Origin of the sequence: Pseudomonas sp. PS02290 (assembly GCF_029960075.1) — a bacterium.
Classification (GTDB): domain Bacteria; phylum Pseudomonadota; class Gammaproteobacteria; order Pseudomonadales; family Pseudomonadaceae; genus Aquipseudomonas.
Genome location: NZ_JASCOY010000135.1, coordinates 1 through 9,856, shown reverse-complemented (window position 1 = coordinate 9,856; position 9,856 = coordinate 1). Strand labels below are relative to the sequence as shown.

Genomic DNA, 9,856 nt, shown 5'->3' with positions numbered 1-9,856 from the left:
TCTGAGCGCGGGTCTGTGTTTTGACACCGCGCTGTCGAGCAGCAAACACAGGACTTGTGGGAGTGAGCTTGCTCACGAAGACTGCATTTCAAGCGCCGGATATTTAGCGGATGTATCGGCCCCTTCGCGAGCAAGCTCGCTCCCACGGGGTCTTCGTCGGCGGGGAGATCGGTGTCGCCATGTGCTCTGAGCGCGGGTCTGTGTTTTGACACCGCGCTGTCGAGCAGCAAACACAGGACTTGTGGGCGTGAGCTTGCTCACGAAGACTGCATTTCAAGCGCCGGATATTTAGCGGATGTATCGGCCCCTTCGCGAGCAAGCTCGCTCCCACGGGGTCTTCGTCGGCGGGGAGATCGGTGTCGCCATGTGATCTGAGCGCGGGTCTGTGTTTTGACACCGCGCTGTCGAGCAGCAAACACAGGACTTGTGGGAGTGAGCTTGCTCACGAAGACTGCATTTCAAGCGCCGGATATTTAGCGGATGTATCGGCCCCTTCGCGAGCAAGCTCGCTCCCCACAGGTTTTGCGTCTGCGGGGAAAAGGGTGTCCCCATGTTCGATGTGCGCGGGCCCTAGAACAATCGGGCGAGCAGCGCGGTGACGGCGGTTTCGACGCGCAGGATCCGCGCGCCCAGCTGGACTGGAGTCAGGCCCGAGGCCTGCAGCAAATCAACTTCGTAGGGAATCCAGCCACCTTCAGGGCCGATCGCCAGGGTGACAGGCTGCTCAACCGCACGCGGGCAGGCGGGGAAGTCACCCGGATGACCGACCAACCCCAAAGTCCCGTCCACAATGGCGGGCAGTCGGTCCTCAACGAAGGGCTTGAAACGCTTCTCGATGATGATCTCCGGCAGCACGCTGTCCCGGGCCTGTTCCAGCCCGAGAATCAACTGTTCGCGGATGGCCGCAGGCTCTAGAAAAGGCGTCTGCCAGAAGCTTTTTTCGACGCGGTAACTGTTGACCAGGATGACTCGGGGCACACCCATCGTCGCTACGGTCTGAAACACCCGGCGCAGCATCTTCGGGCGGGGCAGTGCCAAGATCAGCGTCAGAGGGAGTTTGGCCGGCGGGGCGTGCTCGAAGCTCACTGACAGCTCGGCTTCCCGCGCTTCCAGCCGCAGCAGTTGCGCACTGCCCAGCAGTCCGCCCATACGGCCGACCCGCAGGCTGTCGCCCACTTCACTGCGATGCACTTCCTGCATGTGCTTGAGGCGCCGATCACGCAGCACCACCCGGTCCGCCGCGATGAAGTCGGCGTCCTCAAGCAACAGCAGGTTCACGGCTGGGTCGCTGGCGGTTGGCTCTGTTCGTCTTCGGCTTTTTCGTCGTCTTCATGATCGCCGCGCTTAGTGATCATCGAACTGCACAACACGCCGATTTCAAACAGCAGCCACATCGGCACAGCCAGCAGGGTCTGCGAAAAGATGTCCGGCGGGGTGAGGATCATGCCCACCACGAAGCAGCCGATCACCACGTACGGGCGAATCTTCTTCAGGTATTTGACGTCGACGATGCCGATCCACACCAGCAGCACAACCGCCACCGGGATCTCGAACGCCACACCAAACGCCAGGAACAGCGTCATGACGAAGTCCAGATAGCTGGCGATGTCCGTCATCATCGACACGCCTTCCGGGGTAACGCTGGCGAAAAAGTGGAAAATCAGCGGGAAGACCAGAAAGTAGGCAAATGCCATCCCGGCATAGAACAGGATGATGCTGGAGATCAACAGCGGCACTGCCACGCGTTTTTCATGCTTGTACAGCCCCGGTGCGATGAAGCCCCAGATCTGATACAGAATCACCGGCATCGCCAGGAACAGCGCCACCATCATCGTCAGCTTGAACGGCGTAATGAACGGCGAGGCCACATCGGTCGCGATCATCGTGGCGCCATCAGGCAGAAACTTGCGCAGCGGGGCAGAGACGAAGGTGTAGATCTTCTGGGTGAAGTAGAACAGCGCGCCGAAGATCACGAAGATCGCCAGCACGCAGCGCAGCAGGCGCGAGCGCAGTTCTGTCAGGTGCGAGACCAGCGGCATTTGCTGGTCGTTTTCCGGAATTTCGCTCATGGGGCTCGTGGTGGCAGTGACGAATCGTTGGCAGAAGGCGCACTTTGCACCGCGGTCGCAGGGGTGATGACCGGCGCAGGTGCGGGTGCAGATTCTGGTGCAGCAGGCGCGGCAGGCCCAACGTGAGCAGGCGGCGGTGTGACCGACGCACTTTCAGCCGGAGCGGCCGGGCCAATGTCCGCGCTCTGTACCGGAGATGCGGCACCTATAACCGGCGCTGTAGAGGCCGGAGCCGGTGAAACCGGCGTCTCGGCGACAGGTTCGGCCGGCGCTGGCGCAACAGTTGCCGCCGGGGCCGCCGGGGCGACAGGCGCAGCAGGCGGTTGCTGCGGCTGCATGATTTTGCGGGCTTCTTCTTCCAGCGAAAGAATGTGCTCGTTGTGCAGCTGACGCCGAATTTCGTCAGCGCCGATTTCGCGCTCAACTTCCTGTTTGATCGCATTGAAGCTGCGTTTCAGGCGGCCGATCCAGAGCCCGGCCGTCCGTGCTGCGCCCGGCAGACGCTCGGGGCCCAGCACCAGCAGGGCAACGAGGCCGACCAGCAGCAGTTCAGAAAAGCTGATACCAAACATGCGTCACGACCTAGTCTTTGCGGAGGGGGTCTTCGACTCGTTGTGCCTGAGCGTCGATGGTGTGCGGCTGGTGCAGCGGCTGAGTCGGAGGCACCGGCTGCGCGGTCGGCTGTGGCTGAACCGGCGGCTGCACCGTTGGCTCTTCCGGATGCTTGTCATCGTCATTCATGGCCTTGCGAAAGCCCTTGATCGACTCACCCACGTCAGTCCCCAGGTTCTTGAGTTTCTTGGTGCCGAACACCAGCACGACAACCACAAGAATGACGATCCAGTGTTTCCAGTCAAAAATGCCCATGACGCGTTCCTCACAAGAAATTTCGGGCCGCAGCCCAGGTGTTTATTCCGCCGAGCGAGACGCTTTCTCGGCGTGTCCGGACAGGCCGAAGCGGCGGTCCAGCTCATCGAGCACGGCTTGCGGGTGCTGGCCCAGTTGGGCAAGCATCACCATGCTGTGGAACCACAAGTCGGCGGTTTCGTAGACGACATCACTGCAGTCACCGCTGATGGCAGCGTCCTTGGCAGCAATTATGGTTTCGACCGACTCTTCGCCGACCTTCTCCAGAATCTTGTTCAATCCCTTGTGATAAAGGCTGGCGACGTAAGAAGAGTCGGCAGCCGCGCCCTTGCGTGCTTCAAGCACCTCGGCAAGGCGTGACAAGGTATCAGTCATGTTCAGTGTCCTGCTTGGTAAATGGCATCCGGGTCTTTGAGCACCGGGTCCACGGTCTTCCAGCCGGCGTCGTCGTAGACGCGGTAGAAGCAGCTCTCGCGGCCAGTATGGCAAGCGATGCCGCCGATTTGCTCGACCATCAGGATAATGACGTCGGCATCACAGTCCAGGCGCAGTTCATGAAGCTTCTGCACGTGGCCCGATTCTTCGCCCTTTCGCCACAACTTGCCACGTGAACGTGACCAATAGATAGCGCGCTGTTCGCTGGCAGTCAGGCTCAAGGCTTCGCGGTTCATCCAGGCCATCATCAGCACGCGACCGGTCTTGTGGTCCTGCGCGATGGCGGGCACCAGACCGTCCTTGTCCCACTTAATCTCGTCCAGCCAGTCTTTCATCATCGGCTCCGGCCGTTCCAGGGGAGGGTTAGTGTGCCAGCGGCTCGCGCCGATGGCTATCGGCGAACGACCAGATAGACGCCTGCCGCCAGCATCAGCAAGGCAGGCCAGGCGCTCAGCGTGTTCAGCGCTTCGCCGGTCTGGGTATGGGTGATCGCCAACAGAACGCCACCGGCCAGCAGGCCAGCGCCGAGCAAGCGAAGGGCCCAATGATCGCCGTCGCGCCGATAGGGCGGGGGCGGATCGTGGCGATGGGGCTGGGACAGGCGCTCAAGTAAATCCCGGGTCATGTTCGCCAGATGCGGAATCTGTTCGACCTGAGACTGCAGGTTGCCGAGCAGGGTCTTCGGGCTGACCCGTTCGCGCATCCAGCGTTCGAGGAACGGCTGCGCAGTCGCCCAGAGATCCAGCTCCGGGTACAGCTGACGGCCCAGGCCTTCGATGTTGAGCAGCGTCTTTTGCAGCAGCACCAGCTGCGGCTGGACTTCCATGTTGAAGCGCCGAGCGGTCTGGAACAGGCGCATCAGCACTTGCCCGAAGGAAATGTCCTTTAGCGGTTTTTCGAAGATCGGCTCGCACACTGTCCGGATGGCTGCTTCGAATTCATTCAGCTTGGTCTCGGCCGGCACCCAGCCCGAGTCGATGTGCAGCTGTGCCACACGGCGATAATCACGCTTGAAGAACGCAAACAGGTTGCGCGCCAGATAGTCCTGATCCTCAGGGGTCAGGCTGCCGACAATGCCGCAGTCGATGGCAATGTACTGCGGATCCCACGGCGTGACCGTGCTGACGAAAATGTTGCCGGGGTGCATGTCGGCGTGGAAAAAGCTGTCACGGAAGACTTGGGTGAAGAACAGCTCGACGCCGCGCTCGGCCAGCTTCTTCATGTCGGTGCGCTGATCGGCGAGGGTTGCCAGATCGGTCACTTGCACGCCGTAGATGCGCTCCATGACCAACACCTTCGGCCGGCACCAGTCCCAATAGACCTGCGGCACGTAAAGCATGGTCGAGCCTTCGAAGTTACGGCGCAGCTGGCTGGAGTTTGCCGCCTCGCGCAACAGGTCGAGTTCGTCGTAGATGGTTTTTTCGTAATCGGCGACCACGTCCACCGGGTGCAGCAGACGCGCATCAGCCGAAACCCGCTCGGCAATCTTCGCCAGGATGAACAGCCACGCCAGGTCGGAGCCGATGATCGGCTTCAGGCCCGGCCGCACGACCTTCACCACCACTTCTTCGCCTGTTTTCAGGCGCGCGGCGTGGACTTGAGCGACAGACGCCGAAGCCAGCGGGGCCACGTCGAAACGACTGAAGACCTCGCTGATCTTCGCGCCCAGCTGTGATTCGATCAGCGCAACGGCTTTGGCGGAGTCGAACGGCGGCACGCGGTCCTGCAACATCATCAGCTCGTCGGCGACGTCTTCAGGCAGCAGGTCACGGCGGGTGGACAGCAGCTGCCCGAACTTGATGAAGATAGGCCCCAGGTCCTGCAACGCCAGCCGCAGACGCGCGCCACGGCTCAGTTCGTTCTTGCGCCGCGGCAGCCAGCGCCACGGCAGTACAAAACGCACGGCCAGCAGCCACCACGGCAGGGGCAGGGCGAACAACAGATCATCAAGGCGGTAACGGATTACGACACGCTGGATGCGAAACAGGCGGCGGACGGCAAGCAGGCTCATGCGTTATCGCTGGATTTGAGGGAGTGGGCCAGACGCTCGAAGCGGGCTTCGAGGCGTTCCAGGTCTTGTTTGGTCTGATCCAGTTCGGCGAAGCGGGCTTCGGCCTCGCGTTTGCCGACCAGCGTGCGGGATTCTTCGGCCAGGTATTCGGCTAGGTTGTTGCTGAGGCTGGCCGCGGTGTCACGGGTCCAGCGCGCGCTGTTGCGCAGGTGCCCGCCGATCAGGGGCGCCGCGACGGGACCGAGCCAGCGTTGCAGCTCGTATTCCCAGTCGAGGTCCAGGTCCTGCAGCACGCCCACCAGCTCAAGCAGCACGGCGCTTTCACCCTCCAGCTCGACTTCCGGGCTGTGCAGCACGGCATTTTTGTCTTTGCTCATCGCCAGGCGCATCAGGCTCGCAGCGGGGGCGCGCAGGGTCACATCAGCACCGCCTTCCCAGTTCGCCGCCAGCATCAGGCCGTCGTCGCTGGGCAGTACGTGCAGATGAAACACCGGGCTGGTGCACTCGATCGCGATGACCTTGCCGCTCAGTCGGTCAAGGCGTGGCGAGGCGGTGCTGTCCATGCGCAGCACACGATTGATGCCGTGCTCGGCACTGGCGAGCAAGCCGTTGATCAGCATCAGGGCTTGATGCCCCGGTGCAGCGCGACGATGCCGGAGGTCATGTTGTGGTAGGTCACGCGGTCGAAACCGGCCTGGACCATCATCGACTTCAGGGTTTCCTGATCAGGGTGCATGCGGATCGACTCTGCCAGGTAACGGTAGCTTTCCGAATCGTTGGTGATCAACTTGCCGGCCAGCGGCATGAAGGCGAACGAGTAGGCGTCGTAGATCTTGGACATGACTTTGCTGGTGGGCTTGGAGAATTCCAGCACCAGCAAACGACCACCCGGCTTGAGCACGCGCAGCATGGAGCGGATGGCGTCCTCCTTGTGGGTCACGTTGCGCAGGCCGAAGGCGATGGTCACGCAGTCGAAGTAGTTGTCGGGGAACGGCAGCTTTTCAGCGTCGGCCTGGACGAACTTGATGTTGCCAGCCACGCCGCGATCCAGCAGGCGGTCACGACCGACCTTGAGCATCGAAGCATTAATGTCGGCCAGTACGACTTCGCCGGTCGGGCCCACGAGATGGGAAAACTTCTTCGCCAGGTCGCCAGTGCCGCCCGCGATGTCGAGCACGCGGTTGCCGCTGCGAACGCCGGACAGTTCGATGGTGAAGCGCTTCCAGAGGCGATGCATGCCGCCGGACAGGACGTCGTTCATCAGGTCATATTTGGCCGCGACGGAGTGAAACACCTCGGCGACTTTCTCGGCCTTCTGGCTTTCCGGTACGTTTTTGTAACCGAAGTGGGTGATGGGTTCGGCATCGCTGCCTTTGCGCGGATCATTCATATCGCTGTCACCGGAATAAAGTGGCGCCATTCTAATCGTCGGGGCTGGCTTTGTCTTGACAAGGCTCACGGCCAACAGTTTCTTCGGTCCGGGCCGCTGGTATAGTGCGCCGACGATTTAAGCCGAAGCAGGAGCCCGTCAGTGGCCAGAATTACCGTGGAACGCCAGCACACGCTGGGAAAGGAAAAGGCCCGCGAGAAGGCTGAGATCATGCTGCAGAAACTGTCCGACAAGTACGGCATCGAGCACGAGTGGACAGGCGATACCGTCGCCCTGGAAGGCAAGGGCGCCAAGGGCACTGTCGCGGTCGAGGATGAGTGGGTACGGGTGAATATCGACCTCAACTTCTTCCTTTCGGCCATGAGCGGTTCGATTCAGACCGAAGTTGAACGGCAGCTGGATAAAGTCTTGATGGCCTGAAGTCCCGAGAGAGGGGCTAGAGCATCAGCTTGATGACTTGCTCGGAAGGGTCGCGGGATTTGCCGGCGGCCTTGAGCTCAGCCAGATACTCGTCCCACAGTTGCGCCTGGCGTTGCGCCAGTTGCTCCAGGTATTCCCAGGTAAACAACCCGCTGTCATGACCGTCGTCGAAGGTCAGCTTCAGCGCGTACTGGCCGGCGGGCTCGACCTTGGTGAGCCCGACGCCCAGCTTGCCGAACTGCAGAATCGGATTGCCATGGCCCTGCACCTCCGCCGACGGCGAGTGCACCCGCAGGAACTCCGCCGGCAAGCGGTATTCCTCATCCCGCCCGTATTTCAGGCTGAGGACTTTCGAGGCTTTGTGCAGCTGGATAGCGGTGGGGATGCGGGTCATAGAGGTAATCTCAGCTACAAGCTACAAGCTACAAGCTACAAGCTACAAGCTACAAGCTACAAGCTACAAGCCAAGCAGATTTCGGCAGCCAGTGAAATCTGCTTGCCGCTTGAAGCTAACCGCTTGCAGCTGCTTTAAAGGATATAGCGCGACAGATCTTCGTCTTCCGCCAGCTCACCCAGGTGACTGTTCACGTATTCAGCGTCGATCTGGATCGTCCCGCCATCCTGCGCGCCTGCCAGGTCGCCGGCACTGAAAGAAACCTCTTCCAACAACCGCTCAAGCAGCGTGTGCAAGCGACGCGCACCGATGTTTTCGGTCTTTTCGTTGACCTGCCAGGCGATCTCGGCCAGACGCTTGATGCCATCCGGCAGGAACGCGATGTTCAGGCCTTCGGTCTTCAGCAGCTCGCGGTATTGCTCGGTCAGCGACGCATGGGGTTCGGTCAGGATGCGTTCGAAATCCTGCGGGCTCAGCGCTTTCAGCTCGACACGAATCGGCAGGCGACCCTGCAGCTCAGGCACCAGATCGCTTGGTTTGCTCAGGTGAAACGCACCGGAGGCAATGAACAGAATGTGGTCGGTCTTGACCATGCCCAGCTTGGTGTTAACGGTGCAGCCTTCGATCAGGGGCAACAAGTCGCGCTGCACGCCTTCGCGGGACACATCGGCGCCGCCAACGTTACCGCGCTTGGCCACTTTGTCGATCTCGTCGATGAACACGATGCCGTGCTGCTCGACGGCTTCCAGCGCCTTGGCTTTCAGTTCTTCATCGTTGACCAGACGTCCCGCTTCTTCATCGCGAACCATCTTCAGCGCGTCTTTGACTTTCAGCTTGCGGCTCTTCTTCTTGCCCTTGCCCATGTTGGCAAACAGGCTCTGCAGCTGGTTGGTCATCTCTTCCATGCCCGGCGGCGCGGAAATATCAACGCCGCCCATTTCAGCGACCTCAATCTCGATTTCCTTGTCGTCCAGCTGACCTTCTCGCAGGCGCTTGCGGAACAGCTGACGGGTATTGGAATCGCTGCCTGACGACGCGTCATCGTTGAAGCCCGCGCGTGCCGGTGGCAGCAGGGCATCGAGAATGCGGTCTTCGGCGGCGTCTTCGGCGCGGTGGCGAACCTTGGTGATTTCCTGTTCACGCAGCAGCTTCATCGCGGCGTCGGCGAGATCACGGATGATCGACTCGACATCGCGGCCTACGTAGCCAACTTCAGTGAACTTGGTCGCTTCGACTTTGATGAACGGCGCGTTGGCGAGTTTCGCCAGGCGACGGGCGATTTCGGTTTTACCGACGCCGGTCGGGCCGATCATCAGGATGTTCTTGGGGGTGACTTCGACGCGCAGCTCTTCAGGCAGCTGCATCCGGCGCCAGCGATTACGCAGCGCGATGGCGACGGCGCGTTTGGCATCGTCCTGGCCGATGATATGGCGATTGAGTTCGTGGACGATTTCACGGGGAGTCATGGACATGGTTTTCAACGGTCCTCGGCAGATGGCAAGTCGGGCAAGGCCGCGATGAATGGCGGCCAGCACCTCAGGCTTACTCGGCGAGGTCCTGCTCCTCAATAGTGATGTTGTGGTTGGTGAAGACGCAGATGTCGCCGGCAATGTGCAGGGCGGTTTCGGCGATTTCACGGGCAGAGAGTTCGGTCTTCAGCAGCAATGCGCGGGCAGCGGCCTGGGCGAAGGCGCCGCCGGAACCCATGGCGATCAGGCCGTCTTCGGGCTCAACGACGTCACCGTTACCGGTAATGATCAGCGAAGCGTCCTTGTTGGCAACGGCCAGCATGGCTTCAAGGCGACTCAGGGAGCGGTCGGTACGCCATTCTTTCGCCAGCTCTACGGCGGCGCGAATGAGGTGACCCTGGTGTTTTTCCAGTTGGGCTTCGAAACGCTCGAACAGGGTGAAGGCGTCAGCGGTGGCGCCTGCGAAACCGGCGATGACCTGGCCGTGGTAAAGGCGCCGGACTTTCTTGGCGTTGCCTTTCATGACGGTATTGCCCAGGGAAACCTGGCCGTCACCGGCCATGACGACTTTGCCTTGGCGGCGCACTGAAACGATGGTGGTCAAGGGGAGAGTCTCCACGCTGCGGGGCGAAAATGCCCTGATGGAAACTCATATGGGGGTGGGGGCGGGTATTTCAACCGTTGAGTGGGTTGAGGGATGAATGGTGGTGCGTAAGGTTGCTTCCAGTTTGTGTAGGAGTGAGCTTGCTCGCGATTGCGGTCAGTCAGGCACCCATTATGTTGGATGTGCCGATTTCATCG

At 60.9% G+C, this 9,856-nt stretch carries 13 protein-coding genes; 1 reads left to right on the top strand and 12 read right to left on the bottom strand.

Going from position 1 to position 9,856, the window contains the following annotated elements:
- Positions 1-570: 570 nt before the first annotated feature.
- From QMX88_RS27275 to ubiE, 9 genes are read right to left on the bottom strand one after another with little or no spacing between them, the layout of a single operon-like run.
- Positions 571-1,278, bottom strand: coding sequence for a 16S rRNA (uracil(1498)-N(3))-methyltransferase (locus QMX88_RS27275; protein ID WP_282373364.1), 708 nt, complete (start codon positions 1,276-1,278; stop codon positions 571-573).
- Complete coding sequence (tatC, locus tag QMX88_RS27270; RefSeq protein ID WP_065986665.1) at positions 1,275-2,069, bottom strand: twin-arginine translocase subunit TatC; 795 nt, start codon at positions 2,067-2,069, stop codon at positions 1,275-1,277. Before tatC ends, QMX88_RS27275 begins: the two co-directional genes overlap by 4 nt.
- Positions 2,066-2,641: a Sec-independent protein translocase protein TatB gene (gene tatB, locus QMX88_RS27265; RefSeq protein ID WP_282373362.1), complete on the bottom strand. Its 576-nt coding sequence runs from the start codon at positions 2,639-2,641 to the stop codon at positions 2,066-2,068. The genes tatC and tatB overlap by 4 nt, the downstream gene beginning before the upstream one ends.
- Before the next feature lie 10 nt (positions 2,642-2,651).
- Positions 2,652-2,936, bottom strand: coding sequence for a twin-arginine translocase TatA/TatE family subunit (locus QMX88_RS27260; RefSeq protein ID WP_065986662.1), 285 nt, complete (start codon positions 2,934-2,936; stop codon positions 2,652-2,654).
- Positions 2,937-2,978: 42 nt separating this feature from the next.
- Entirely contained in the window at positions 2,979-3,311 is a 333-nt protein-coding gene (locus QMX88_RS27255; protein WP_192171226.1) for a phosphoribosyl-ATP diphosphatase, read from the bottom strand.
- Between the two features lie 2 nt (positions 3,312-3,313).
- Positions 3,314-3,706, bottom strand: coding sequence for a phosphoribosyl-AMP cyclohydrolase (gene hisI / locus QMX88_RS27250; protein ID WP_074890798.1), 393 nt, complete (start codon positions 3,704-3,706; stop codon positions 3,314-3,316).
- 56 nt (positions 3,707-3,762) lie between these two features.
- Positions 3,763-5,382 carry a ubiquinone biosynthesis regulatory protein kinase UbiB gene (gene ubiB / locus QMX88_RS27245; protein WP_282373361.1) on the bottom strand — a complete coding sequence of 540 codons (1,620 nt, stop codon included), beginning with the start codon at positions 5,380-5,382 and terminating at the stop codon, positions 3,763-3,765.
- Positions 5,379-6,002, bottom strand: a complete 624-nt coding sequence (locus QMX88_RS27240) for a ubiquinone biosynthesis accessory factor UbiJ (protein WP_282373360.1) — start codon at positions 6,000-6,002, stop codon at positions 5,379-5,381. The genes ubiB and QMX88_RS27240 overlap by 4 nt, the downstream gene beginning before the upstream one ends.
- Positions 6,002-6,772 carry a bifunctional demethylmenaquinone methyltransferase/2-methoxy-6-polyprenyl-1,4-benzoquinol methylase UbiE gene (gene ubiE / locus QMX88_RS27235; protein ID WP_122534362.1) on the bottom strand — a complete coding sequence of 257 codons (771 nt, stop codon included), beginning with the start codon at positions 6,770-6,772 and terminating at the stop codon, positions 6,002-6,004. The genes QMX88_RS27240 and ubiE overlap by 1 nt, the downstream gene beginning before the upstream one ends.
- Before the next feature lie 141 nt (positions 6,773-6,913).
- Between ubiE and QMX88_RS27230 the strand changes: the two genes are divergently transcribed.
- Positions 6,914-7,192: a polyhydroxyalkanoic acid system family protein gene (locus QMX88_RS27230; protein ID WP_282373359.1), complete on the top strand. Its 279-nt coding sequence runs from the start codon at positions 6,914-6,916 to the stop codon at positions 7,190-7,192.
- 16 nt (positions 7,193-7,208) lie between these two features.
- On the opposite strand, the gene QMX88_RS27225 is transcribed toward QMX88_RS27230, so the two are convergent.
- From QMX88_RS27225 to hslV, 3 genes are all read right to left on the bottom strand, one after another.
- Positions 7,209-7,586: a DUF971 domain-containing protein gene (locus tag QMX88_RS27225; RefSeq protein WP_282373358.1), complete on the bottom strand. Its 378-nt coding sequence runs from the start codon at positions 7,584-7,586 to the stop codon at positions 7,209-7,211.
- Positions 7,587-7,720: 134 nt separating this feature from the next.
- The gene (gene hslU / locus QMX88_RS27220) at positions 7,721-9,058 is read right to left on the bottom strand and encodes an ATP-dependent protease ATPase subunit HslU (RefSeq protein WP_282373357.1); all 1,338 of its coding nucleotides are present in this window, start codon (positions 9,056-9,058) and stop codon (positions 7,721-7,723) included.
- Positions 9,059-9,128: 70 nt separating this feature from the next.
- Positions 9,129-9,659, bottom strand: a complete 531-nt coding sequence (gene hslV / locus QMX88_RS27215; protein WP_065986638.1) for an ATP-dependent protease subunit HslV — start codon at positions 9,657-9,659, stop codon at positions 9,129-9,131.
- Positions 9,660-9,856: the final 197 nt, after the last annotated feature.